General features: G+C 63.9%; 27 protein-coding genes. 25 read left to right on the top strand and 2 right to left on the bottom strand.

Going from position 1 to position 23,297, the window contains the following annotated elements:
- The first annotated feature begins 208 nt into the window (after window positions 1–208).
- The 19 genes from rplN to dsbD all read left to right on the top strand — a co-directional run bounded on the left by rplN (window position 209) and on the right by dsbD (window position 11,564).
- Window positions 209–577, top strand: a complete 369-nt coding sequence (gene rplN / locus RT688_RS13375) for a 50S ribosomal protein L14 (RefSeq protein WP_211519064.1) — start codon at window positions 209–211, stop codon at window positions 575–577.
- 9 nt (window positions 578–586) lie between these two features.
- Complete coding sequence (rplX, locus tag RT688_RS13370) at window positions 587–901, top strand: 50S ribosomal protein L24 (RefSeq protein ID WP_312550069.1); 315 nt, start codon at window positions 587–589, stop codon at window positions 899–901.
- Window positions 902–905: 4 nt separating this feature from the next.
- Window positions 906–1,445, top strand: coding sequence for a 50S ribosomal protein L5 (gene rplE / locus RT688_RS13365; RefSeq protein ID WP_312550070.1), 540 nt, complete (start codon window positions 906–908; stop codon window positions 1,443–1,445).
- Window positions 1,446–1,449: 4 nt separating this feature from the next.
- Entirely contained in the window at window positions 1,450–1,755 is a 306-nt protein-coding gene (gene rpsN, locus RT688_RS13360; protein WP_036240351.1) for a 30S ribosomal protein S14, read from the top strand.
- 14 nt (window positions 1,756–1,769) lie between these two features.
- Window positions 1,770–2,165 (top strand): 30S ribosomal protein S8, encoded by a 396-nt coding sequence (gene rpsH / locus RT688_RS13355; RefSeq protein ID WP_312550072.1) that lies wholly within the window; start codon window positions 1,770–1,772, stop codon window positions 2,163–2,165.
- 9 nt (window positions 2,166–2,174) lie between these two features.
- Complete coding sequence (rplF, locus tag RT688_RS13350) at window positions 2,175–2,708, top strand: 50S ribosomal protein L6 (protein ID WP_312550073.1); 534 nt, start codon at window positions 2,175–2,177, stop codon at window positions 2,706–2,708.
- Between the two features lie 11 nt (window positions 2,709–2,719).
- Window positions 2,720–3,082: a 50S ribosomal protein L18 gene (gene rplR / locus RT688_RS13345; protein WP_312550074.1), complete on the top strand. Its 363-nt coding sequence runs from the start codon at window positions 2,720–2,722 to the stop codon at window positions 3,080–3,082.
- Between the two features lie 12 nt (window positions 3,083–3,094).
- Entirely contained in the window at window positions 3,095–3,613 is a 519-nt protein-coding gene (rpsE, locus tag RT688_RS13340; RefSeq protein ID WP_026354944.1) for a 30S ribosomal protein S5, read from the top strand.
- A gap of 11 nt (window positions 3,614–3,624) precedes the next feature.
- Window positions 3,625–3,804, top strand: coding sequence for a 50S ribosomal protein L30 (rpmD, locus tag RT688_RS13335; RefSeq protein WP_027867247.1), 180 nt, complete (start codon window positions 3,625–3,627; stop codon window positions 3,802–3,804).
- 26 nt (window positions 3,805–3,830) lie between these two features.
- Window positions 3,831–4,262 carry a 50S ribosomal protein L15 gene (gene rplO / locus RT688_RS13330; RefSeq protein WP_312550077.1) on the top strand — a complete coding sequence of 144 codons (432 nt, stop codon included), beginning with the start codon at window positions 3,831–3,833 and terminating at the stop codon, window positions 4,260–4,262.
- Window positions 4,263–4,290: 28 nt separating this feature from the next.
- Window positions 4,291–5,625, top strand: coding sequence for a preprotein translocase subunit SecY (gene secY, locus RT688_RS13325; RefSeq protein ID WP_313705359.1), 1,335 nt, complete (start codon window positions 4,291–4,293; stop codon window positions 5,623–5,625).
- Between the two features lie 20 nt (window positions 5,626–5,645).
- Entirely contained in the window at window positions 5,646–5,864 is a 219-nt protein-coding gene (gene infA / locus RT688_RS13320; protein ID WP_005663428.1) for a translation initiation factor IF-1, read from the top strand.
- 31 nt (window positions 5,865–5,895) lie between these two features.
- Entirely contained in the window at window positions 5,896–6,009 is a 114-nt protein-coding gene (rpmJ, locus tag RT688_RS13315; protein ID WP_005663407.1) for a 50S ribosomal protein L36, read from the top strand.
- A gap of 12 nt (window positions 6,010–6,021) precedes the next feature.
- Window positions 6,022–6,387 (top strand): 30S ribosomal protein S13, encoded by a 366-nt coding sequence (rpsM, locus tag RT688_RS13310; RefSeq protein WP_036208931.1) that lies wholly within the window; start codon window positions 6,022–6,024, stop codon window positions 6,385–6,387.
- A 14-nt stretch (window positions 6,388–6,401) separates the two neighbouring features.
- A complete protein-coding gene (rpsK, locus tag RT688_RS13305) occupies window positions 6,402–6,812 on the top strand; it encodes a 30S ribosomal protein S11 (protein WP_027867243.1) in 411 nt (136 codons plus the stop codon).
- A 224-nt stretch (window positions 6,813–7,036) separates the two neighbouring features.
- Window positions 7,037–7,660 (top strand): 30S ribosomal protein S4, encoded by a 624-nt coding sequence (gene rpsD / locus RT688_RS13300; RefSeq protein ID WP_313705358.1) that lies wholly within the window; start codon window positions 7,037–7,039, stop codon window positions 7,658–7,660.
- Between the two features lie 117 nt (window positions 7,661–7,777).
- Window positions 7,778–8,755 carry a DNA-directed RNA polymerase subunit alpha gene (locus RT688_RS13295; protein ID WP_026354946.1) on the top strand — a complete coding sequence of 326 codons (978 nt, stop codon included), beginning with the start codon at window positions 7,778–7,780 and terminating at the stop codon, window positions 8,753–8,755.
- A gap of 270 nt (window positions 8,756–9,025) precedes the next feature.
- A complete protein-coding gene (gene rplQ, locus RT688_RS13290) occupies window positions 9,026–9,421 on the top strand; it encodes a 50S ribosomal protein L17 (protein ID WP_005663400.1) in 396 nt (131 codons plus the stop codon).
- A 157-nt stretch (window positions 9,422–9,578) separates the two neighbouring features.
- Window positions 9,579–11,564, top strand: coding sequence for a protein-disulfide reductase DsbD (gene dsbD / locus RT688_RS13285; protein ID WP_313705357.1), 1,986 nt, complete (start codon window positions 9,579–9,581; stop codon window positions 11,562–11,564).
- 140 nt (window positions 11,565–11,704) lie between these two features.
- On the opposite strand, the gene RT688_RS13280 is transcribed toward dsbD, so the two are convergent.
- Window positions 11,705–12,241 (bottom strand): Spy/CpxP family protein refolding chaperone, encoded by a 537-nt coding sequence (locus RT688_RS13280; protein WP_313705356.1) that lies wholly within the window; start codon window positions 12,239–12,241, stop codon window positions 11,705–11,707.
- Between the two features lie 199 nt (window positions 12,242–12,440).
- Between RT688_RS13280 and RT688_RS13275 the strand changes: the two genes are divergently transcribed.
- The 6 genes from RT688_RS13275 to RT688_RS13250 all read left to right on the top strand — a co-directional run bounded on the left by RT688_RS13275 (window position 12,441) and on the right by RT688_RS13250 (window position 22,038).
- Window positions 12,441–13,169 carry a response regulator gene (locus tag RT688_RS13275; protein WP_312551291.1) on the top strand — a complete coding sequence of 243 codons (729 nt, stop codon included), beginning with the start codon at window positions 12,441–12,443 and terminating at the stop codon, window positions 13,167–13,169.
- Window positions 13,166–14,524: an ATP-binding protein gene (locus tag RT688_RS13270; RefSeq protein WP_313705355.1), complete on the top strand. Its 1,359-nt coding sequence runs from the start codon at window positions 13,166–13,168 to the stop codon at window positions 14,522–14,524. Before RT688_RS13275 ends, RT688_RS13270 begins: the two co-directional genes overlap by 4 nt.
- A gap of 131 nt (window positions 14,525–14,655) precedes the next feature.
- Complete coding sequence (locus RT688_RS13265) at window positions 14,656–15,834, top strand: efflux RND transporter periplasmic adaptor subunit (protein ID WP_313705354.1); 1,179 nt, start codon at window positions 14,656–14,658, stop codon at window positions 15,832–15,834.
- Complete coding sequence (locus RT688_RS13260; protein ID WP_313705353.1) at window positions 15,831–19,001, top strand: efflux RND transporter permease subunit; 3,171 nt, start codon at window positions 15,831–15,833, stop codon at window positions 18,999–19,001. Before RT688_RS13265 ends, RT688_RS13260 begins: the two co-directional genes overlap by 4 nt.
- A gap of 144 nt (window positions 19,002–19,145) precedes the next feature.
- Complete coding sequence (locus tag RT688_RS13255) at window positions 19,146–20,057, top strand: hypothetical protein (RefSeq protein ID WP_313705352.1); 912 nt, start codon at window positions 19,146–19,148, stop codon at window positions 20,055–20,057.
- A gap of 277 nt (window positions 20,058–20,334) precedes the next feature.
- Window positions 20,335–22,038, top strand: coding sequence for a tyrosinase family protein (locus RT688_RS13250; protein WP_313705351.1), 1,704 nt, complete (start codon window positions 20,335–20,337; stop codon window positions 22,036–22,038).
- Between the two features lie 240 nt (window positions 22,039–22,278).
- Here RT688_RS13250 and hemB read toward each other — a convergent pair whose 3' ends face one another.
- Window positions 22,279–23,292 carry a porphobilinogen synthase gene (gene hemB, locus RT688_RS13245; RefSeq protein ID WP_313705350.1) on the bottom strand — a complete coding sequence of 338 codons (1,014 nt, stop codon included), beginning with the start codon at window positions 23,290–23,292 and terminating at the stop codon, window positions 22,279–22,281.
- Window positions 23,293–23,297: the final 5 nt, after the last annotated feature.

Genomic DNA, 23,297 nt, shown 5'->3' with positions numbered 1-23,297 from the left:
CCCGCTGGTATCTGAGATACTAGCGGGCTTCGTTCATGTGTTGCCGCAGTTTGTCCCCCTCGGTAACTGCGGCCTGTACGAAGCTTATTGGAAAGTCCAATCACCCAATCGAACGTTCATGCATTGAGCGGACGGCGGGACCAAGACTGACCGCAGGCCTACGGTTCGCCGTGGGGTTTCTTCGGCTTAAGTTGGGAAAGAAAATACTATGATTCAAACTGAAAGCCGGCTCGAAGTGGCCGACAATACCGGTGCGAAAGAAGTACTGTGCATCAAGGTATTGGGCGGCTCCAAGCGCCGTTATGCGAGCATTGGCGACATCATCAAGGTAACCGTCAAGGTTGCTGCGCCACGTGGTCGTGTCAAAAAAGGTGAAATTTATAACGCTGTGGTTGTGCGTACCGCCAAAGGTGTGCGCCGCCAAGACGGCTCCCTGGTGAAGTTCGACGGCAACGCCGCTGTCCTGCTGAATTCCAAGCTGGAACCGATTGGTACCCGTATCTTCGGACCGGTCACGCGCGAGCTGCGTACCGAAAAGTTCATGAAGATCGTGTCCCTGGCACCTGAAGTTCTGTAAGGAGTCGCAATGGATAAGATTCGTAAAAACGACGAAGTCATCGTTTTGACCGGTAAAGACAAGGGCAAGCGTGGCGTGGTTTCGCGTCGCGTCGACGCCGAGCACGTGATCGTCGACGGCGTGAACGTGGCCAAGAAGGCCGTCAAGCCGAACCCGATGACCGGCGTCACTGGTGGTATCGTCGACAAGGCGATGCCGATTCACGTCTCCAACGTCGCGCTGTTCAACGCCGCGACCGGCAAGGCTGACCGCGTAGGCTTCAAAGACCAGGACGGCAAGAAAGTCCGCGTCTACAAGTCCTCCGGCGAAGTTGTGAAGGTTTAAGATCATGGCCCGTCTCCAACAATTCTACAAAGAAAAAGTCGTCGCTGACCTGACCGAGAAATTCGGCTACAAGTCGGTGATGGAAGTGCCGCGCCTGACCAAGATCACCCTGAACATGGGTCTGTCGGAAGCTGTCGCAGACAAGAAGGTCATCGAACACGCAGTGGGCGACCTGACCAAGATCGCCGGCCAGAAGCCGGTCGTCACCAAGGCACGCAAGGCAATCGCAGGTTTCAAGATCCGCGAAGGCTACCCGATCGGCACGATGGTGACCCTGCGCGGCGCCCGCATGTACGAGTTCCTGGACCGCTTCATCACCGTGGCCCTGCCGCGCGTGCGTGACTTCCGCGGTGTCAACGGCAAATCGTTCGACGGCCGTGGCAACTACAACATCGGCGTCAAAGAGCAGATCATCTTCCCGGAAATCGATTACGACAAGATCGATGCGCTGCGTGGCATGAACATCTCGATCACCACCACCGCTAAGACCGACGAAGAAGCCAAAGCGCTGCTCGCCGCCTTCAAATTCCCGTTCAGGAACTAAGAGCATGGCAAAACTTGCACTGATTAACCGCGAACAGAAGCGTGCAGACCTGGTGGAGAAATTCGCCGCAAAGCGTGCAGCTCTGAAAGCAATCATCGACGACCAGTCGAAGACCGAAGAAGAGCGTTACGAAGCGCGCCTGAAACTGCAGGCCCTGCCGCGTAATTCGGCCCCGACCCGCCAGCGTAACCGCTGCGCCATGACCGGCCGTCCACGTGGCACTTTCCGTAAATTCGGTCTGGCCCGTACCAAACTCCGTGAATTCGCGATGAAAGGCGAAATCCCGGGCATGACCAAAGCTAGCTGGTAATAGGAGAACAAGCAATGAGTATGAGCGATCCTATCGCCGATATGCTGACCCGCATTCGCAACGCACAAACTGTCCAGAAAACCACGGTCGCAATGCCGTCGTCGAAAGTCAAAGTTGCGATCGCCAACGTCCTGAAGGACGAGGGTTACATTGAGGATTTCGCCGTGACCACCGAAGGTGGCAAGTCGGAACTGAAAATCGGTTTGAAGTATTACACCGGCCGTCCGGTCATCGAGCGCATCGAGCGCGTCTCGCGTCCTGGCCTGCGCATCTACAAGGGCAAGAACGAGATCCCGTCGGTCATGAATGGCCTGGGCGTGGCAATCGTCTCGACCCCGCAGGGCGTGATGACCGACCGCAAAGCACGTGCTACCGGCGTCGGTGGCGAAGTGCTGTGCTACGTGGCTTAAGGAGTAGACATGTCTCGAGTAGCTAAGATGCCAATCGCCGTCCCGGCAGGTACCGATGTCGCGATCAACGCGTCGTCGATCACCGTCAAGGGCCCGCTCGGCACCCTGACCCAGCCGCTGAACGGCCTGGTCAAAGTGGAAAACAACAACGGCACGCTGACTTTCGACGTGGTGGACGATTCGCGTGAATCGAACGCCATGTCGGGCACCCTGCGCGCCCTGGTCAACAACATGGTTACCGGCGTCACCAAGGGCTTCGAGCGCAAGCTGACCCTGGTGGGCGTGGGCTACAAGGCAGCTGTGCAGGGCAACGCCCTGAACCTGTCGCTGGGCTTCTCGCACCCGGTGCTGCACGCGATGCCGGAAGGCGTCACCGCGGTCACCCCGACCCCGACCGAAATCCTGATCAAGGGTATCGATCGTCAAAAGGTCGGCCAGGTTGCCGCTGAAGTGCGCGCTTACCGCTCGCCTGAGCCTTACAAGGGCAAGGGTGTCCGTTATGCGGACGAAGTGGTGAAGCTTAAAGAAACCAAGAAGAAATAATCGGAGCTGACATGGACAAGAAACAGTCGCGTCTGCGTCGCGGACGCCAAACCCGCATCAAGATCGCGCAGCTGGGTGTGAATCGCCTGTCGATTCACCGCACCAACCTGCACATCTATGCGAACCTGATCAGCCCGGATGCGAAGGTCCTGGTTTCGGCTTCGACGCTGGAAGCAGAAGTGCGCGCCGAGCTGGGCGGTAAAGCTGGTGCCGGCGGCAACGCTGCAGCAGCTGCCCTGGTTGGCAAGCGCGTCGCAGAAAAAGCACTGAAAGCAGGGATCACCGAAGTCGCGTTCGACCGTTCGGGTTTCCGTTACCACGGCCGTGTGAAGGCGCTGGCAGATGCCGCGCGTGAAGCCGGTCTGAAGTTCTAAGGAAGAATCGTCATGGCAAAAATGCAAGCGAAAATGGCAAGCGACAAGCCGGATGATGGCATGCGCGAAAAAATGATCGCGATCAACCGCGTCACCAAGGTGGTGAAGGGTGGTCGTATCATGGGTTTTGCAGCGCTGACCGTTGTCGGTGACGGCGATGGCCGCATCGGCATGGGCAAGGGCAAGTCGAAGGAAGTTCCTGTCGGCGTGCAGAAAGCGATGGAAGAAGCCCGCCGCAACCTGATCAAGGTGCCCCTCAAGAACGGTACGCTGCACCACACCGTTACCGGTCGTCACGGCGCCTCGCGCGTCATGATGTCGCCGGCCAAGCCGGGTACCGGCGTGATCGCTGGTGGCGCAATGCGCGCTATCTTCGAGGTGATGGGCGTGACCGACGTGGTCGCCAAGTCGACCGGTTCGTCGAACCCGTACAACCTGGTTCGCGCGACCCTCGACGGTCTGGCAAAAATGAGCACCCCGGCTGACATCGCTGCCAAGCGCGGCAAGTCGGTTGAAGACATCCTGGGTTAAGGGGAAGAAACATGGCAAACACTGTCAAAGTCAAGCTCGTCAAGGGCCTGATCGGTACCCGTCAGGATCACCGTGCCACCGTGCGCGGCCTGGGTCTGCGTCGTGTCAACTCGGTTTCCGAGCTGCAGGACACCCCAGCTGTGCGTGGCATGATCAACAAAGTCGCGTACCTCGTTAAAGTTGTCTCGTAAGCGACAGCTTACGTACGGAGAAATCAATGGAACTCAATACCATTCAACCTGCTGACGGCGCCAAGCACGCAAAGCGTCGCGTCGGCCGCGGTATCGGCTCCGGCCTGGGCAAGACCGCCGGTCGCGGTCACAAGGGTCAGAAATCGCGTTCGGGCGGCTTCCACAAAGTCGGCTTCGAAGGCGGCCAGATGCCTCTGCAGCGTCGTCTGCCGAAGCGCGGCTTCAAGTCGCTCAACGCCACCTTCAAGGCTGAAGTCCGTCTGTCGGACCTGAACGCCCTGGCCGTCGGCGATGTCGACATCCTGGTGCTGAAGCAAGCAGGCATCCTGCCGGTGGTGGCACGCGACGTGCGCGTCATCCTGTCGGGCGAGATCACCAAAGCGGTGAACCTCAAGGGCCTGAAGGCGACCGCGGGCGCGAAAGCGGCCATCGAAGCAGCTGGCGGTTCGGTCGCCTAAAGCGGCCGCTGCCTGATCGGAGCAAAAATTGGCGACTAATTCACAACTTGGTAAAAGCGCCGCCGCCGGCTTCCCCTGGGGTCGGCTGTGGTTTTTGCTTGGCGCATTGGTCGTGTACCGCATCGGTGCTCACATCCCGGTCCCCGGGATCGACCCGGTAGCGCTGGCGTCACTGTTCAAGCAGAACGAAGGCGGCATCCTGGGCATGTTCAACATGTTCTCGGGTGGCGCGTTGTCCCGCTTTACCGTGTTCGCACTCGGGATCATGCCCTACATTTCGGCTTCGATCATCATGCAGCTGGCGTCGATCGTCGTGCCGCAGCTGGAAACGCTGAAGAAGGAAGGCGAAGCAGGGCGCCGCAAGATCACCCAGTACACCCGCTACGGCACGGTGGCACTGGCGTTGTTCCAGGCGTTCGGCATCGCCGTCGCGCTCGAGGCCCAGCCGGGCCTCGTGCTCGACCCCGGCATGGCATTCCGCTTCGTCACGGTCGTGACCCTGCTCACCGGCACCATGTTCCTCATGTGGCTGGGCGAGCAGATCACCGAACGTGGTCTGGGCAACGGCATTTCGATCATCATTTTCGCCGGTATCGCAGCCGGTCTGCCGTCGGCACTGGGTGGCCTGTTCACCCTGGTTTCGAACGGTTCGATCAGCAGCATTGCCGCGATCATTATCGTCATCCTGGTAGTTGCGGTTACGTATGCCGTCGTGTTCGTTGAACGCGGACAGCGCAAGATCCTCGTGAACTACGCCAAGCGCCAAGTCGGCAACAAGGTGTACGGTGGCCAAACCAGCCACCTGCCCCTGAAGCTGAACATGGCCGGCGTGATCCCGCCGATCTTCGCCTCCTCGATCATCCTGTTCCCGGCGACGATCGTTGACTGGTACACGCGAGGCAAGGACTCCAGCAGCCCGTTCGTCGGGTTCCTGAAGGACTTGGCCGCTTCGCTGGCGACCGGTGAGCCGATCCACGCGTTGCTGTATGCGGTGGCGATTGTGTTCTTCTGCTTCTTCTACACCGCGCTGGTATTCAACAGCAAGGAAACGGCGGACAACTTGAAGAAGAGCGGCGCGTTTGTTCCGGGCATCCGTCCGGGCGAGCAGACCGCACGCTACATCGACAAGATCCTGATGCGCCTGACCCTGGCCGGTGCAGTCTATATCACCCTGGTGTGCCTGGTGCCGGAGTTCCTGCAGTCGTTCTGGAAAGTTCCTTTCTATTTCGGCGGCACGTCGCTCCTGATCATCGTGGTGGTGACGATGGACTTCATGGCACAAGTGCAGAACTACGTCATGTCGCAGCAATATGAATCGCTGCTGCGCAAGGCGAATTTCAAGGGTGGGATTCCGACGCGATAAGCGGGGAGTACATAGACCGAATGGCAAAAGACGACGTCATCCAAATGCAAGGTGAGATTCTCGAGAATCTCCCAAATGCGACATTTCGCGTAAAGCTGGAAAACGGGCATGTGGTCCTGGGGCATATCTCGGGTAAAATGCGGATGAACTATATCCGCATCCTCCCGGGCGACAAGGTAACGGTGGAACTGACCCCGTACGACCTGTCCCGGGCGCGCATCGTATTCCGCACCAAGTAAAAAATTCAAGTAATCAGGAAGAGAGTGCAAAATGAAAGTTAATGCTTCAGTCAAGCGGATCTGCCGCAACTGCAAGATCATCAAGCGCAAGGGCGTGGTCCGCGTGATCTGCGTCGAGCCGCGTCACAAGCAGCGTCAAGGTTAAGAGGAATAACGAATGGCACGTATTGCAGGGGTTAACATCCCAAATCATCAGCACACTGTTATCGGCCTGACGGCGATTTACGGTATCGGCCGCCCGCGCTCGCAGAAGATCTGCGATGCGACCGGTATCGCGACCAACAAGAAGGTCAAGGACCTCGACGATAACGAACTCGAGAAGCTGCGCGACGAAGTTGCGAAGTTTGTCGTGGAAGGCGATCTGCGCCGCGAACTGTCCATGAACATCAAGCGTCTGATGGACCTGGGTTGCTACCGCGGCATGCGTCACCGCAAGGGCCTGCCAGTGCGCGGCCAGCGCACCCGTACCAATGCACGTACCCGCAAAGGTCCGCGCAAGGCCGCTCAATCGCTGAAGAAATAATCTAGGAATAGACCATGGCTAAGCAACAAAGCAGCGCAGCAGCGGCAGCCGCCCGCGCACGCAAGAAAGTCAAGAAGAACGTGGCTGAGGGCATCGCCCACGTCCACGCTTCGTTCAACAACACCATCATCACGATCACCGACCGCCAGGGCAACGCCCTGTCGTGGGCGACGTCGGGTGGCGCAGGCTTCAAGGGCTCGCGCAAATCGACCCCGTTCGCGGCACAGGTCGCTGCTGAAGCAGCCGGCAAGGTCGCACAGGAAAGCGGCGTGAAGAACCTGGAAGTGCGCATCAAGGGCCCTGGCCCTGGCCGTGAATCGGCTGTGCGCGCGCTGAACAACCTGGGCATCAAGATCACCGAGATCCAGGACGTGACGCCGGTTCCGCACAACGGCTGCCGTCCGCCGAAGCGTCGTCGTATCTAAGACAAACGGCGGGTTCGCCCGCCGGTTGTTGCAGATGCCCGTCGCGGTATCAAATACGCCGGTGCGGTTGCCCGATTTCGGGTATACTGCCCGGCTATTCTCGCCTCGGACCTACGGTCCGGGGCGTTCTTTCAGCCACGTCCGCTCAACATTGGGTCGGACTAGCGCCTGCCGCATCGTTCGCGATGCCTCCGGGGCGTGATTAATACATCAAAGGATTCAACGTGGCACGTTATATCGGACCAAAAGCAAAACTGTCGCGCCGTGAAGGCACCGACCTGTTCCTGAAGAGCGCACGTCGCTCGCTCGACTCGAAGTGCAAACTGGACGTCAAGCCAGGCCAGCACGGCGTGAAGTCGGGTGCTCGCACCTCGGACTACGGCAACCAGCTGCGCGAAAAGCAGAAGGTCAAGCGTATGTACGGCGTGCTGGAGCGCCAGTTCCGCCGCTACTTCGCAGAAGCATCGCGCCGCAAGGGCAACACCGGCGAGACCCTGCTGAAGCTGCTGGAAGCCCGCCTGGACAACGTCGCTTACCGCATGGGCTTCGGCTCGACCCGCGCCGAAGCGCGCCAGCTGGTCAGCCACAAGGCCTTCACCGTCAACGGTAACGTCGTGAACATCGCTTCGTACCAGGTCAAGGCAGGCGACGTCATCGCCGTGCGCGAAAAGGCCAAGAAGCAGACCCGCATCGTCGAGGCGCTGTCGCTGGCTGAACAAGTCGGCATGCCGAGCTGGGTCTCGGTCGACGCCAAGAAGATGGAAGGCACCTTCCGTTCGTTCCCTGAGCGTAACGAGATCGCCGCTGACGTCAACGAAGCACTGATCGTCGAACTGTACTCGCGTTAATCCGAGACGGTAAATGCGCCCGCTCCTCATCCGAGCGGGCGTTGCAGTTTTAAGAATTCACCACATGCCATCAGCCTTATCGGTGTAACGAGCCGAGGGTATTGAAAAGGACATTTCATGCAAAATAGTTTGTTGAAGCCACGTATCATCGACGTCGAAGCCCTGGGCGCCGGTCACGCGAAAGTCGTGATGGAGCCGTTCGAGCGTGGCTACGGCCACACGCTGGGCAACGCGCTGCGCCGCGTGCTGCTGTCGTCGATGATCGGCTACGCGCCGACCGAAGTCACCATCGCCGGTGTCGTGCACGAGTACTCGTCGCTGGACGGCGTGCAGGAAGACGTCGTCGACCTGCTGCTGAACCTGAAGGGCGTCGTGTTCAAGGTGCACAACCGCGACTCCGTCACCCTGACCCTGAAGAAGGAAGGCGAAGGCGCAGTCCTGGCATCGGACATCGATCTGCCGCATGACGTGGAACTGATCAACCCGGATCACGTGATCGCTCACCTGACCGCCGGCGGCAAGCTGGACATGCAAATCAAGGTCGAAAAAGGCCGTGGTTATGTTCCGGGTAACGTCCGTCGCCTGTCGGAAGACACCAACAAGACGATCGGCCGCATCATCCTGGACGCATCGTTCTCGCCAGTCCGCCGCGTCTCGTACGCCGTGGAATCGGCCCGTGTCGAACAGCGTACCGACCTCGACAAGCTGATCATCAACATCGAGACCAACGGCGTCATCACCCCGGAAGAAGCGATCCGCCAGTCGGCCCGCGTCCTGGTTGACCAGCTGAACGTCTTCGCCGCGCTGGAAGGCACGGAAGCGGCCGCCGAAGCACCGTCGCGTGCTCCGCTGGTCGATCCGATCCTGCTGCGTCCGGTCGACGATCTGGAACTCACGGTCCGTTCGGCAAACTGCCTGAAGGCCGAGAACATCTACTACATCGGCGACCTGATCCAGCGTTCGGAAAACGAGCTGCTCAAGACCCCGAACCTGGGCCGCAAGTCGCTCAACGAAATCAAGGAAGTCTTGGCTTCGCGCGGCCTGACCCTGGGCATGAAACTCGAGAACTGGCCGCCTGCCGGCCTCGAGAAGTAAGCTTCATAAACCTACTGCGCGGGCACATTTCCGTCCTGCGATGCTCGCCGTACCGGATGTACGGCTGCGCTTCTCGGACGGAACTGAGCCCGCTCGCTACGGTTTCTGAAGCTTACGATGCTGTAGTGGTTTGCCAGCATTCTTAAGTAATTGTTGTACCTGGCCGGACAATGTTGTCCGGGCAGTCTTAAACCCTTAGAACCGGTCCGCGTCCATGCCCTGGCATGAACGATCGAAGAACTGGAAATTAAACACTCGAAAGGAAGTACCATGCGTCACCGTCACGGCCTCCGTAAGCTGAACCGTACCTCGTCCCACCGTCTCGCCATGCTGCGCAACATGACCGTCTCGCTGCTGCGTCATGAAGCCATCAAGACCACCGTGCCGAAAGCCAAGGAACTGCGTCGCGTCATCGAGCCGATCCTGACCCTGGGCAAAACCGACACCCTGGCCAACAAGCGCCTGGCATTCGCCCGCCTGCGCGACCGCGAAATGGTGCAGAAGCTGTTCGCCGAACTGGGCCCACGTTACGCCAACCGTAACGGCGGCTACCTGCGCATCCTGAAAATGGGTTTCCGCGTGGGCGACAATGCGCCGATGGCCTACGTCGAACTGCTGGACCGTCCGGAAGTCACCTCGGCTGAAGAAGCACCGACCGCCGAGTAATCGCTCCGTGCGACAAGAAAAACCAGGCCTCGCGCCTGGTTTTTTTTCGTCCATGCGCAGCCGGGGACAGGCGGCGGCCTTTGTCCCGGGTTCGGATTACCCATCGTCACGCGGGCGGTGTACCATTCGGCTGCGCTGTATTCAATCAAAGGAAGTCATGTCCCGTTCCCGCCTTCGTGCCTTGCCGACGCACCCGCTCGCCGCGCTGTCGCTGCTGTTCCTGTTCCTGTTCGCCGTCCTGCTGGCCGCGCCGAGCCGCGCCGCCGACGAGTTCCTCGATCCTGCCATCGCCTTCAAGTTCTCGGCGCGCATGGAGGGCGAGCGCACCGCGGTCGTCACCTACGACATCGCGCCCGGCTACTACATGTACCGCGAACGCTTCGCCTTCACGGCCCGCGGCGCGAAGCTGGGCACGCCGGACATCCCGCCGGGCAAGGTAAAGTACGACGAGACCTTCCAGAAGGATGTCGAGACGTATAAAGGGTCGGTGACGATCCGTATCCCGGTCGAGGGCAGCGGTCCCTTCACCCTGAACGCGACCAGCCAGGGCTGCGCCGACGCCGGCCTGTGCTATCCGCCGCAGGAAGCCAGCGCGCAGCTGGCCGCCGGCGGCGCCGCGCCACAGATGAGCCTGCCGAACGGCGGCGCGACCGCGTCCGCACCCGGCTTCCTCTCCTCCAGTCCGCAAAGCGAAGGCAATGCCGGCGCCGCCGCGCGTCTCGGCCTGCCAGTCGACGCCGCGCCCGCGGTCGACAAGCCCGCGCAAACAGCGGCGGGGCAGGGCGCCAGCGCCGCGCAGGCAGCATCCACCACGGCGCCGGGCGAGACCGTCGACATCGCCCCGGGCGCCGGCAGCAGCGCGCCAGCCGCCAGCGCGGAGAAGCCTTCCGAACTGTCCGGCATCAACGCGATCCTGCACGGCGGCCGCCTGCTCGCCATCGTCCCGGCGTTCATCCTGCTCGGCCTGGGCCTGGCCTTCACGCCCTGCGTGCTGCCGATGGTGCCGATCCTGTCCTCGATCATCGTCGGCGAGGGCGGCAAGGTGCGCCGTTCGCGCGGCTTCATCCTGTCGCTGACCTATTCGCTCGGCATGGCCATCGTCTACACCATGCTCGGCGTCGCCGCCGGCCTGATCGGCGAAGGCCTGGCCGCGGCGCTCCAGAATCCCTGGGTGCTGGGCGCGTTCGCCGTGCTGATCGTCGCGATGGCGATGTCGATGTTCGGCTTCTACGAATTGCAGGTGCCGGCGGCGCTGCAGACGAAACTGGCGGGCGTCTCGGGCCGCCAGGCGTCCGGCAAGCTGGCCGGCGTGTTCGCCATGGGCGCCATCTCGGCGCTGATCGTCGGCCCCTGCGTGGCCGCCCCCTTGGCCGGCGCCCTGGTCTACATCAGCCAGACCCGCGACGTGCTGATCGGCGGCGCGGCGCTGTTCTCGATGGCCCTGGGCATGAGCATTCCGCTGCTGCTGGTCGGCGTCTCGGCCGGCTCGCTGCTGCCGCGCGCCGGCGCCTGGATGGAAGCCGTGAAACGCTTCTTCGGCGTGCTGATGCTGGCGATGGCCTTGTGGCTGGTGTCGCCGGTGCTACCCCCAATCGTGCAGATGGTCCTGTGGGCCGCGCTGCTGCTCGGCTACGGCGCCTGGCTGCTGCGCCGCCGCGGACACTGGGCCGCGCTCGCCTTCGGCGCCGTATTCGGCATCCTGGGCGCGATGCAGCTGGTCGGCGCGGCCAGCGGCGGCCGCGATCCGCTCGCGCCGCTGGCCCACCTGACCGGTGCGCAGCAGCAGCACCTCGTATTCAAGCGCGTGAAAACCGTGGACGAGCTGGACGCGGCGCTCGCCGCGCTCGGCGGCAAGACCGCCATGCTCGACTTCTACGCCGACTGGTGCGTTTCCTGCAAGGAGATGGAGAAGCTGACCTTCGTCGATCCGCAGGTGCAGGCGAAACTCGCCAATACCGTGCTGCTGCAGGTCGACGTCACGGCCAACGACGCGCACGACAAGGCCATGCTGAAGCGCTTCGGTTTGTTCGGGCCGCCGGGCATTATCTTCTTCGATCCGAGCGGTGCGGAAATCCCGGATAGCCGGGTGATCGGCTACCAGAATGCGGCGAAGTTTTTGGTGTCGCTGGAGCGCCTGGACTGATCCTGGCTTGCGTGAGGGCGTGCGTGAGACCGCGCGGTCTGTGCAAGCCGTACCGCGTGGGCACAGGTGCCCACCCTACGAAAAACGAAAAATAGGGATGCCGCGGCATCCCTTTTGCATTCGACTGAAAGCTGAACCGATCAGCTCTGCATCGCCGCGCCGCGCTGGCCGTGGTGGCCGCCGTGGCCGCGGTGTTTGCCGCCGAAGCCGCCGCGCATGGCCTGGCTGTCGAACACCTTCTTCTGCTCGGGCGTGAGTACGGCATAGAAGTTGTTCAGGGCGGCCAGGCGCGCTTCCATGCGCGCGGTGCGCTGTTTCTGGCGCTCGATCATGCGCTCCATGCGCTGCGGCGCAGGCAGGGCGGCGAACTTCGCGCGCTCGCCACCATCGCGTGCCTGCGGGCGCCCGGCCGGCTTGCCGGCGGCGAGAAAGGCGGCGAAGGCCGGCTCCTGCTGGGCGCTCAGCTTCAGCTCGGCGCGCAGCTTGGCTTCGCGCTGGGCCCGGCGTTCGGCGTGTTTTGCCTGGCGCTCGGCCTTGTGCGCGGCGCGCTGTTCCGCGCTGACGGCGTGGCCGTGGCGGCCTTCCGCGGCCGGCGCGGTGGCGCTCTGGGCGATGGCGCCGCCGGCGATGCCGAGGGCGGCGAAGGCGATCAGGATGTTCTTGCTCAGGGTGTTCATGTGATGTCCTTTGAGTGTGTGAGTCAGTCGGTTGTGTGCGTGAACTGCTCTCTGCACGGGATCCATCATCGCCAAAAACTGTAACCCCAGCGTGTCCCCTGTCCCGCACTTTGTATCAATATGTTTCCTCTGCGAATTCATATACATACCGATACAAATGCGCTGTTCAGGGTCCTTTTAAGTAAGGATAATTGCGGCTATGGATAATCCTTCTACCATTCTCATCGTCGACGACGACCGCGACATCCGCCAGCTGCTGGCCGATTACCTCGAGTCGAACGGTTACCGCGCGCTGGCTGCCGGCGACGGCAGCGCGATGTGGAAGATCCTCGACGAGTCGCGCCCCGACCTGATCGTGCTCGACCTGAACCTGCCCGGCGACGACGGCCTGACCCTGTGCCGCAAGCTGCGCGCCACCTCGACCCTGCCGGTCATCATGCTGACCGCCCGCAACGAGCCGCTCGACCGCATCCTCGGCCTCGAAATGGGCGCCGACGACTACCTGCCGAAACCCTTCGAACCGCGCGAGCTGCTGGCGCGCATCCGCAGCGTGCTGCGCCGCTCGCACGCCATGCCGTCCAACGCGCCGGCCGAGAACGTGCAGCAGATGCGTTTCTCGGGCTGGACGCTCGACCTGACCGCGCGCCACCTGGTCAACCCGGACGGCATCGTCATCATGCTCTCGGGCGCCGAGTTCCGCCTGCTGCGCGTCTTCCTCGAACACCCGAACCGCGTGCTGAACCGCGACCAGCTGCTCAACCTCACGCAGGGCCGCGACGCCGATCCCTTCGACCGCTCGATCGACATCCAGATCAGCCGCCTGCGCCAGAAGCTGGGCGAGGACGCGCGCATGCCGCAGATTATCAAGACCGTCCGCAACGGCGGCTACGTGCTGGCCGGCCAGGTGACCGTGGAGCCGACTGCGTGAAAGCATTCCTCGGCTCGATGACGGGCCGTGTCTTCGTGACCCTGCTGCTGGGGATCCTGATCTCCGGCGCGCTGACCCAGCTGATGGCCGACAACGAGCGCCAGCGCGTGCTCGAGCATGCGCGCGACCAGAACCTGATCGAGCGCGCCGAGCAGCTGATCATGGCCACCGAGATCGTGCCGGCCCCGGCGCGGCGCGCCTACCTGGCGGTGGCGAACCGGCCCGGCCTGCTGCTCGAGGTCGGCGAACCGCGTCCGCTGGCGAAAGGCGCCAGCGAATTCGCCGAGACCCTGGGCGAGCGCCTCGGCGCCGGCTACCAGATCGTCTCGGCCAGCGCCCGTCCGCCGGCCTGCGAGAGCCCGGTACGCATTCCCCAGCTCTACGGCCTGCTGTCGGCGCGCTGGCGCGGCGCCTGCGAATACCTGAACGTGCGCCTGCGCGACGGCGAAGCGCTGCGCCTGGCGGTGCTGCCGCCGCGCAGCGCCGTCAACGACGACACCGACTACCGCGCGGTCATCGCCCTGTTCTTCGTCAGCATCGCCTTCCTGGCCTACCTGGTCGCGCGCATGACCACGCGTCCGCTCAAGCAACTGGCCGTGGCCGCGCAGGAGCTGGGCAACGACATCAACCGCCCGCCGCTCGACCTGACCGGCGCCAGCGAGATCCGGCAGGCCAGCGCCGCCTTCAATGCGATGCAGGCGCGCATCCGCCAGTACATCTTCCAGCGCACGCAGATGCTGGCCGCCATCACGCACGACCTGCAGACCCCGCTCACCCGCATGCGCCTGCGCCTGGAAAAGGTGGCCGACGCCGAGCTGCAGGAACGCCTGATCGGCGACCTGTCGGCGATGCAGGCCATGGTGAGGGAAGGGCTGGAACTGGCGCGCAGCATGGACACCACCGAAAGCATGCAGATGCTCGACCTCGACTCGCTGCTGGCGTCGAGCTGCGACGACGCCGCCGACGCCAACCAGCCGGTAACGCTCAACGGCCGCTCCGGCATGGCGATCCTGGGCCGGCCGCTCGACCTGCGCCGCTGCCTGGGCAACCTGATCGACAACGCCGTCAAGTACGGCCGCGAAGCGCAGGTGACGGTCGATCGCGTGAACGGCGCGGCGCGCATCCGCGTGCGCGACCGGGGCCCCGGCATTCCCCCGAACGAACAGGCGCGCGTGTTCGATCCGTTCTATCGTGTCGAGACCTCGCGCTCGCGCGAATCCGGCGGCACCGGCCTGGGCCTGACGATCGCCCGCAATATCGCCGGCCAGCACGGCGGCAGCATCGCGCTGGCCAACCATCCGGAAGGCGGCCTGGAAGTGACCCTGATGCTGCCGGAATACTACCCAGGTAAATAAGTTGGTAAATAAGTTGGCAAGATAAGTTGGCAATAAGTTGGTAAATAAGGCTGTCACACGTGGACGCCATACTGCGTGTTTAACTCATCGTTGATTGATAAAGCCGCCGGCACTGGCGGCAAGGGACCTGAATGAAAAAGAATACTCTCGCAGTCGTCGCCATCATCGTTGCCGTCGGCGCAGGAAGCGCCTGGTACATGAGCCGCGGCGCGCACGCCGACGGAGACGGCGGGAACGCAGCCGCCGGCGCCAAGGGCGGACCCGGCGGTGGGCAAGCTCCTGTCGTCGTCAACGTGGTCACGCCGCAGCGCCAGGACGTCGGTGTCGACGTCGCCGCCAACGGCACCGTCAGCCCGAAGCAGACGGTCGACCTGCGCCCGCAAACGACCAGCACCATCCGCGAAGTGCATATCCGCGAGGGCCAGTTCGTGAAGGCCGGCCAACTAATGTTCTCGCTCGACGACCGCAGCGACCGCGCCGCCGTCGCCCAGGCCCAGGCCGAGGTCGCGCGTGGCAAGGCCACGCTGGCCGACCTCGAGCGCCAGTACAAGCGCAGCCAGGAACTGGTCGCACAGAAATTCCTGGCCCAGAGCGCGGTCGATACGCTGCAGAGCCAGGTGGAGGCAGCACGCGCTGCGCTAGCAGCGAGTACCGCCTCGGTGCGTGCTTCGGAAGTCAGCGCCAGCTACACCGCGATCCGCGCGCCGATGTCGGGCCGCGTCGGCGCCATCAACGTCTATCCGGGCAGCCTGGTGCAGCCGGCCACCTCGCTGACCACCATCACCCAGCTCGACCCGATCGACGTCGCCTTCACGCTGCCGGAATCGAGCCTGGGCGCGCTGCTGGCCGCCCAGAAGCAGGGCAAGGTCGCGGTCGAGGCGCGCAGCGGCGGCAACGCCAAGCCGGTCACCGGCGAACTGGTGTTCGTCGACAACACGGTCGACCCGAGCAGTGGCACCATCCGCGTCAAGGCCCAATTCGGCAACGCCGACGGCCTGCTGTGGCCGGGACAATACGTCAACACCCGCGTGACGGTGCGCACGATCAAGGATGCGGTCGTCATTCCGCAAAATGCGATTATCATCAATGCCCAGGGCACCTTCGTCTACGTGGTGGAAAAGGATGGCACCGCGCGCCTGGCGCCGATCCAGCGCCAGCACAGCTTCGGCGTGAACGCGGCCGTGACCGGCCTGGCCGGCAACGAACAGGTCATTACCGAAGGCAAGCAGAACCTGCGTCCGGGCGGCAAGGTGCGCCTGGCAAGCTCGAAACAGCAAGGCGCGCCCGCGCGCAAGGGTGAACAGGCATGAACCTGTCGGAACTGTGTATCCGCCGCCCGGTAATGGTGGTGCTGCTGTCGATCAGCCTGGTGCTGGTCGGCATCCTCGCCTACATGCACATCCCGGTCGCGGCGCTGCCGAGCTATAACACGCCGGTCATCAACGTCAACGCCAACCTGCCCGGCGCCAGCCCGGAGACCATGGCGTCCTCGGTCGCGCTGCCGCTCGAGAAGCAGTTCTCGACCATCGCCGGCATCAAGCTCATTTCCTCGACGAATACCCAGGGCAACACCTCGCTGACGCTGGAATTCGACACCTCGATCGACGTCGACAAGGCTGCCGTCGACGTCCAGGCCGCGCTGCTGGCCGCCCAGCGCCAACTGCCGCTGGAAATGACCGACCTGCCGTCCTACCGCAAGATCAATCCGGCCGACGCCCCGATCCTGTTCATGCACATGACCTCGCCGTCGATGAACCTGTCGGAGCTGAACGACTACGCCGAGAACATGGTCTCGCCGGCGATCTCGACCCTGCCGGGCGTGGCCCAGGTCTCGGTGAACGGCGGCAAGCGCTTCGCCGTGCGCGTGCGCGCCCGTTCCGACCTGATGAACGCGCGCAACATCTCCATGGACGAGCTGGCCACCGCGCTGCGCGCCGCCAACTCGAACACCCCGCTGGGCGTGCTCGACGGCCCGCAGCAGACCTTGACCATCCAGGGCGGCGGCCAGCTGATGAAGGCGGCCGACTTCGCCGACGTGATCGTCGCCACCCGCGACGGCCTGCCGGTGCGCCTGAAGGAAGTGGCCGAGGTCGAGGACAGCTACCAGTCGGTGAAGGCCGCCGGCAGCCTGAACGGCGAGCGTTCGATCGTGCTGATGGTGCAGCGCCAGCCGAACGCGAACACCGTGCAGGTGGTCGACGCCGTGCGCAACCTGATGCCGAAATTCGAGACCCAATTGCCGGCCTCGATCAAGATCCACCTCGTCAACGACCGCTCGGTCTCGATCCGCGAAGCGATCCACGACGTCAACCTGACCCTGGCCGGCACCGTCGTGCTGGTCATCCTGGTGATCTTCCTGTTCCTGCACCGCCTGACCGCGACCCTGATCCCGGCGGTGACGGTGCCGATCTCGCTGCTGGGCGCGCTGTCGCTGCTGTATGCCTTCGGCTATAGCCTCGACAACATCTCGCTGCTCGGCATCACGCTGGCGGTCGGCCTGGTGGTCGACGACGCCATCGTGGTGCTGGAAAACATCGTGCGGCACATGGAGATGGGCAAGAAGCCCTTCCACGCCGCCCTGGTCGGCTCGCGCGAGATGGGCTTCACCATCGTCTCGATCTCGATCTCGCTGGTGGCCGTGTTCATCCCGATCTTCTTCATGCCGGGCGTGATCGGCCTGCTGTTCCGCGAATTCGCCGTCATCGTCGGTCTCGCGGTCTTGGTGTCGGCGGCCGTGTCGCTGACCCTGGTGCCGATGATGTGTTCGCGCCTGATCAAGCAGGGCGGCCACGTCGAGCCGCACGAGATGTCCTGGATCGGGCGCCGCTTCGAAGCCATGTTCACCAGCGTGCGCGACGCCTATGCGCGCACCCTGGACAAGGCGCTGCGCCACCGCTTCCTGGTGCTGATGCTGGCCTTCGGCACCTTCGCCCTGACCGCCGTCCTGTACATGAGCATGCCGAAGGGCTTCTTCCCCGAGGAAGACATCGGCCAGATCCGGGTCAGCGTCGAAGCCTCCGAAGACACGTCCTCGCAGGCCATGATGGCGCTGCAGGGCAAGGTGGTCGACATCATGCGCGCCAACAAGAGCGTGCAGGACGTGACCTCGTTCGTGGGCGGCGGCAATACCGGCCGCATGTTCCTGGTGCTGGTGCCGCGCAGCGAGCGTCCGGCGATGCCGATCGTGCTCGATGAGCTGCGCAAGGCCACGCGCTCCGTGCCCGGCGTGCAGGTCTACATGTCGCCGGTGCAGAACCTGCAGCTGGGCGGACGCCAGAGCAAGAGCCGCTACCAGTACACGCTGCAAAGCGTGTCGGGCGGAGAAATCGGCAGCTGGGCCGACCAGTTCCTCGAGCGCATGCGCGCCGACCCGATGTTCCGCGACGTCACCAGCGACTCGCAGAACAAGGGCTTGCAAGCCACCCTCGACATCGACCGCGACAAGGCGGCGCTCTTGGGCGTGAGCATGGCCGACGTGCGCACCGTGCTGTATGCCAACTTCGGCGAGCGCCAGGTCTCGACCATCTATTCGACCGCGGCCAGCTACTACGTGATCCTGGAAGCGGCCGAAGCCGACCGCTACTTCGACGACGCCCTGGCGCGCGTGTCGGTGCGTTCGAAGTCGGGCGAACTGGTGAAGCTGTCGAGCTTTGCCAGCGTGCGTCGCACGGTCGGCCCGATCGCGGTCAACCACCAGGGGCAATTGCAGGCGATCACGCTCGCCTTCAACCTGGCGCCGGGCGTGCCGCTGGGCGACGCCACCGCCGCCATCGACCAGATGAAGGTCGACATGAAACTGCCGTCCTCGGTCATCACCAACTACGGCGGCGACGCCGCGGTGTTCCAGGACACCCAGTCGAGCCAGCTGATCCTGATCATCACCGCGATCGGTGTGATCTACGTGCTGCTGGGCGTGCTCTACGAGAGCTACATCCACCCGCTGACGATTCTCGCCGGCCTGCCGTCGGCGGCGGTCGGGGCCCTGGTCACGCTGTGGATCTTCGACATGGACCTGACCCTGATCGCGATGATCGGCATCCTGATGCTGATCGGTATCGTCAAGAAGAACGCGATCATGATGATCGACTTCGCGCTCGACGCCCAGAGGAATGCCGGCATGACCCCGGTCGAGGCGATCCGCGAGGCCTGCATCCTGCGCTTCCGCCCGATCCTGATGACCACGCTGGCGGCGATGATGGGCGCGCTGCCGATCGCGCTGGGCATCGGCGCCGGCGCCGAGCTGCGCCAGCCGCTCGGCCTGGCGGTGGTGGGCGGCCTGATCTTCTCGCAGGTGATCACGCTCTACATCACGCCGGTCATCTACCTGTACCTCGACAAGTACAGCGGCAGCGGTCCGATGAGCGATGTCGACATTGCCGCGCACGAGACAGCCCATGAGGCGGCGCACGCGCCGGCACATGGGACATCTCATGCATCCAATCCCACGGTATCGCTCCACAAACCGGTTGAAACATAATGTAACAACCATCAATACAACCGACCTGTAAGCTGTGCAGCGTAACGCGGCCGTGCGCCGGCGACCCAAAGCAGGTAGACTGCGCGGGTAGAATTCGGCCCACCCCGCTTTGCGCTGACCAGTTTCCGGAAAGTTTTATTGATCTTGCGTGACCATTCCCACTCCTACGCCGCGTATAGCGATGTCTGCGAGCATTGCGGGCAAGTCCTGCCCGGCGCCGTGGTGCCCACCTACGGCGTCCGGCGCACCAGCCGTACCGGCCTGGCGGTCACGATCCTCCTGCACCTGCTGCTGGTAGCGCTGTACTTCTACCAGCCCGAACGTCCGGAAAAGAAGGCACTCCCGCCAAGCGGCGGCGAGGTCGTGTACGTCGCACCGCTGGCCAAGCCGCCGCCGCCGCAGGCGCAATCGCCGCAGAAAACCAGCAAGCCCTCGAAGAGCCCGGCCCAGCCGCGCCCGACGACCCCGCGCGTCGAGCGCCTGCCCGACACCATCACCTTGCCCGAGGAAAAGCCGGTCATCGTCGACAAGGTGCAGCCGCCGCCGCTCGAACCGAAACCCGAGCCGAAGGCAGAGGAAGCGCCGCCGATGGACATGGCCGAATACATCGCGCGCCGCCGCGCCCAGCGCGGCGCGACCGAGCCCAGCCCGAGCCAGGAAGAAAGCGAAGCGGCGCGCGGCACGCGCAATGCGCTGGCGAACATTGCCGCCATCAATAACCGCGGCCGCGACGACAGCAACCAGAGCGGCGGCATCTTCTCGATCTCGAACAAGACCTTCCACAGCATGGACCTGAAGTTCCGCGGCTGGAACCCGAGCTTCAAGCGCCGCTGGCTGACCTCGGTGACGGTGGAGCAGGGCAGCGAGCCGGACGTCGAGACCGCCGTGGTCAAGAAGATGATCGAGCTGATCCGGCGCGAGAAGAGCGGCGACTTCGAGTGGGAATCGCACCGGCTCGGGCGCGTCGTGACGATGAGCGCTCGGCCGCAGGACACGGCCGAGCTGCAGGCTTTCCTGATGAAGGAAATGTTCCCCGAGTACAAGCCGCCGCGTTGAAGCGGCAGGCGTTGACGTGCTTGTGACACGCCTTGCGCGCATTGCTTCCTGCGCGCAAGCGGCTTTGCTGGTCTTTTATTTCCCTCTGCCATTGCCCCGATGAACGGGCGCACTGGCCTGGTGCACTCCTTTGCGCTGTGCCATCGCCGGCGCGGACAGACACGATAGGCTGAGCTCGTGCCCTGTCGAGCTTGGCTTTGTCGAAGCTGCGAACTGGGCGTCCCCCGCGCCCGGCGACAGCAGACGGGCGCCGTTCTCCACGCAACCGGAGCAGCCCATGACCATCAAGCCAGACCAGCTTGTCAGCCCGATTCGCCGTCACGTCCTGAAGTCCGCCGGACTCACGCTCGCCGCAGGCGCCTTGCCCTTCGGTGCAGCGCTGGCGCAGCCGCAGGCGCAGCATCACAAGCCGCGCTACCGCCGCTGGCGCGCCTCCTCGCATTCGAAGATGGGCATGCGCATGCTCAAGAGCTACGCGAAGGCCGTGAACGCCATGCTCGCGCTGCCGCCGGAAGATCCGCGCAACTGGTATCGCCAGGCCATCATCCACACCCTCGACTGCCCGCACGGCAACTGGTGGTTCCTGTCCTGGCACCGCGGCTACCTCGGCTGGTTCGAGCAGGTTTGCCGCGAACTGAGCGGCGATCCCCAGTTCGCGCTGCCTTACTGGGACTGGACCGCGGAACCGAGCCTGCCCGACGGCATGTTCGACGGCGTGCTCGATCCGAACCATGCCGCGTTCGTCGGCAACAGCGCCGATTTCGAAGTCCGGCTGGCCTCGGCGGTCGCGAACGCGGGCTACTGGACCTCGCCCGACGGCGTGTTCAACCGCAACTCCCAGTACGGGCAACTGCTGGCGCGCAGCATCCGCTTCGACGCCGACGTGATGTTCGACATCCTGCGCGACCCGTCCGGCCGCATGTTCTTCGACCAGCCGGGCGCGCGCGGGCTGGTGCGCGAACGGCCCGGCTTCTCGCTGGCCGCCAGTGACGCGGTGTCGGCCAGCACGATCCAGGCGGCCCTGGCCGCGCCCGATTTCATCACCTTCGCCAGCGCCAAGACCTCGAACCACCATACCTCGGGCGGCTTCGGCATCCTGGAAGCGCGGCCGCACAATTCGGTGCACCGCTGCGTCGGTTCACGCGACTGCAATTTCACGGAAACGCGCGGCTTCATGGCCGACATGCTCTCGCCGGTGGACCCGGTGTTCTTCCTGCACCATGCCAACATCGACCGCCTGTGGGATGTCTGGACGCGCCGCCAGCTGGCGCTGGGCCTACCCGTCCTGCCGGCCGGCCTGGAGCTGCGCACCGATCTGCCGGACGGAGAAAAGTCGCCGGAAGAACGCGCCACCGATTATTTCCGCTGGGCGCGCGAACCGCTGCTGTTCTTCGTCGACGCCAAGGGCGAACCGGTCAGGCAGACCCGCAACGGCGACTACGTGTCGATGGCGGCCTTCGGCTACGACTACGAGCCCGGCAGCGGGGAAGAAATGGTGCCGGGCGGCGGCAGGCGCGGGCCGCGTTCCGCGGCGCGGCGCGTCTACCCGGGCAAGGTGGTGGCGCGCGCCGTGCGCGGCCCGCAACCGGCCAGCGCCCTGGTGCAGCTGCCGGCGGGGACGCTCGAGAATGCGACGGCCGCCGGCCAGACCATGGTCGCGAACGTCACGTTGAGCTTCCCCGAACAGTGCCGCGATCCCTATGCCGTGATCCTGAACGGGCCCGACGACCCGACCCAGGTCGACACCGGCAGCCCGTTCTACCTGGCGACGATCGTCATGTTCGGCCACCGCGGCGCCACCGGCCCCCTGAGCTTCTCGTTGCCGCTCGGCGAAAAGCTGCAGCGGGCGCGCGCCAATCAGCCGCAGTCCGGCGACGCCGCGCTGCGGCTGCGCGTGCTGTCGCTGCATGAGCTGATGGGACATCACCACATGGCAGGGCAGCCGGTGGAGTTGCTGGCGGCGAGTGTGGAGACGTACTAAGCGTTAGCCCGTTGGCGGGTTGTGTAGGGTGGGTACTTGTACCCACGCGGTAGAACGTTTGCGTGATTTCGGCGTTACCGGTACGCCGGAAACAGCAAGGAAAATAGTGTTTTTACCGGGCGGCGGTGTCCGGTCACGGTGGAGGAAGGGCAGAAGGTCGACCGCGTGGGTACAAGTACCCACCCTACAAAAAAACCGTGCCTCGGCACGGTTTTTCCATTGCTACAGCGAAGTCAACGCTTACGCACCCGCCTTCAGCTTGCGCGCCACGTCGAGCGCGAAGTAGGTCAGCACGCCATCGGCGCCGGCGCGCTTGAAGGCCATCATCGATTCCATCATGACCTTGTCGTGGTCCAGCCAGCCGTTCTGGGCGGCCGCTTTCAGCATCGCGTATTCGCCGCTGACCTGGTAGGCAAAGGTCGGCACCTTGAATTCGTCCTTTACGCGGCGCACCACGTCGAGATACGGCATGCCCGGCTTGACCATCACCATATCGGCGCCTTCGGCCAGGTCGAGCGCGACTTCGCGGAGGGCCTCGTCGCTGTTGGCCGGATCCATCTGGTAGGTGTTCTTGTCGGCCTTGCCCAGGTTGGCGGCCGAGCCTACCGCGTCGCGGAAGGGACCGTAGAAGGCGGACGCGTACTTGGCGGAATAAGCCATGATGCGGGTGTGGATGAAGCCGCGCTCTTCCAGCGCCGCGCGGATCACGCCGATGCGGCCGTCCATCATGTCCGACGGCGCCACCACGTCGACGCCAGCCTCGGCGTGCGTCAGCGCCTGGCGCGTCAGCATCTCGATGGTCTTTTCGTTGACGATGTAGCCGTTCTCGTCCGGCAGGCCGTCCTGGCCGTGGGTGGTGTAGGGGTCGAGCGCGATGTCGGTCAGGATCCCCAGCTGCGGGAAGCTTGCTTTCAGGGCGCGCACGGCGCGCGGCACCAGGCCATCCGGGTTGGTCGCTTCGACGCCGTCATAGGTCTTCAGCGACGCGTCGATGACCGGGAACAGGGCCAGCACCGGGATGCCGAGCGACACGCATTCTTCGGCGACCTGCATCAGGAGATCGACCGAGACGCGCTCGACGCCCGGCATCGACGCCACCTGCTGGCGCTGGTTCTCGCCGTCGAGGATGAAGACCGGATAGATCAGGTCGGCGGCGGTGAGGGTGTTTTCGCGCATCAGGGCGCGCGAGAACGGGTCGCGGCGCATGCGGCGCATGCGGCTGTTCGGGTACTGTCCGGTAACGATCGAGCTCATGTAAT

The organism is Massilia sp., assembly GCF_032106685.1.
Classification (GTDB): Bacteria; Pseudomonadota; Gammaproteobacteria; order Burkholderiales; family Burkholderiaceae_D; genus Telluria.
Note: the sequence above shows the minus strand (reverse complement) of the source record. Positions and strands in the feature narration are given on the sequence as shown.

Coding starts and splice junctions, on each gene's coding strand:
- rplN (WP_211519064.1), top strand. CDS start 209: ATGATTCAAACTGAAAGCCGGCTCGAAGTGGCCGACAATACCGGTGCG.
- rplX (WP_312550069.1), top strand. CDS start 587: ATGGATAAGATTCGTAAAAACGACGAAGTCATCGTTTTGACCGGTAAA.
- rplE (WP_312550070.1), top strand. CDS start 906: ATGGCCCGTCTCCAACAATTCTACAAAGAAAAAGTCGTCGCTGACCTG.
- rpsN (WP_036240351.1), top strand. CDS start 1,450: ATGGCAAAACTTGCACTGATTAACCGCGAACAGAAGCGTGCAGACCTG.
- rpsH (WP_312550072.1), top strand. CDS start 1,770: ATGAGTATGAGCGATCCTATCGCCGATATGCTGACCCGCATTCGCAAC.
- rplF (WP_312550073.1), top strand. CDS start 2,175: ATGTCTCGAGTAGCTAAGATGCCAATCGCCGTCCCGGCAGGTACCGAT.
- rplR (WP_312550074.1), top strand. CDS start 2,720: ATGGACAAGAAACAGTCGCGTCTGCGTCGCGGACGCCAAACCCGCATC.
- rpsE (WP_026354944.1), top strand. CDS start 3,095: ATGGCAAAAATGCAAGCGAAAATGGCAAGCGACAAGCCGGATGATGGC.
- rpmD (WP_027867247.1), top strand. CDS start 3,625: ATGGCAAACACTGTCAAAGTCAAGCTCGTCAAGGGCCTGATCGGTACC.
- rplO (WP_312550077.1), top strand. CDS start 3,831: ATGGAACTCAATACCATTCAACCTGCTGACGGCGCCAAGCACGCAAAG.
- infA (WP_005663428.1), top strand. CDS start 5,646: ATGGCAAAAGACGACGTCATCCAAATGCAAGGTGAGATTCTCGAGAAT.
- rpmJ (WP_005663407.1), top strand. CDS start 5,896: ATGAAAGTTAATGCTTCAGTCAAGCGGATCTGCCGCAACTGCAAGATC.
- rpsM (WP_036208931.1), top strand. CDS start 6,022: ATGGCACGTATTGCAGGGGTTAACATCCCAAATCATCAGCACACTGTT.
- rpsK (WP_027867243.1), top strand. CDS start 6,402: ATGGCTAAGCAACAAAGCAGCGCAGCAGCGGCAGCCGCCCGCGCACGC.
- RT688_RS13295 (WP_026354946.1), top strand. CDS start 7,778: ATGCAAAATAGTTTGTTGAAGCCACGTATCATCGACGTCGAAGCCCTG.
- rplQ (WP_005663400.1), top strand. CDS start 9,026: ATGCGTCACCGTCACGGCCTCCGTAAGCTGAACCGTACCTCGTCCCAC.
- dsbD (WP_313705357.1), top strand. CDS start 9,579: ATGTCCCGTTCCCGCCTTCGTGCCTTGCCGACGCACCCGCTCGCCGCG.
- RT688_RS13280 (WP_313705356.1), bottom strand. CDS start 12,241: ATGAACACCCTGAGCAAGAACATCCTGATCGCCTTCGCCGCCCTCGGC.
- RT688_RS13275 (WP_312551291.1), top strand. CDS start 12,441: ATGGATAATCCTTCTACCATTCTCATCGTCGACGACGACCGCGACATC.
- RT688_RS13265 (WP_313705354.1), top strand. CDS start 14,656: ATGAAAAAGAATACTCTCGCAGTCGTCGCCATCATCGTTGCCGTCGGC.
- RT688_RS13260 (WP_313705353.1), top strand. CDS start 15,831: ATGAACCTGTCGGAACTGTGTATCCGCCGCCCGGTAATGGTGGTGCTG.
- RT688_RS13250 (WP_313705351.1), top strand. CDS start 20,335: ATGACCATCAAGCCAGACCAGCTTGTCAGCCCGATTCGCCGTCACGTC.
- hemB (WP_313705350.1), bottom strand. CDS start 23,292: ATGAGCTCGATCGTTACCGGACAGTACCCGAACAGCCGCATGCGCCGC.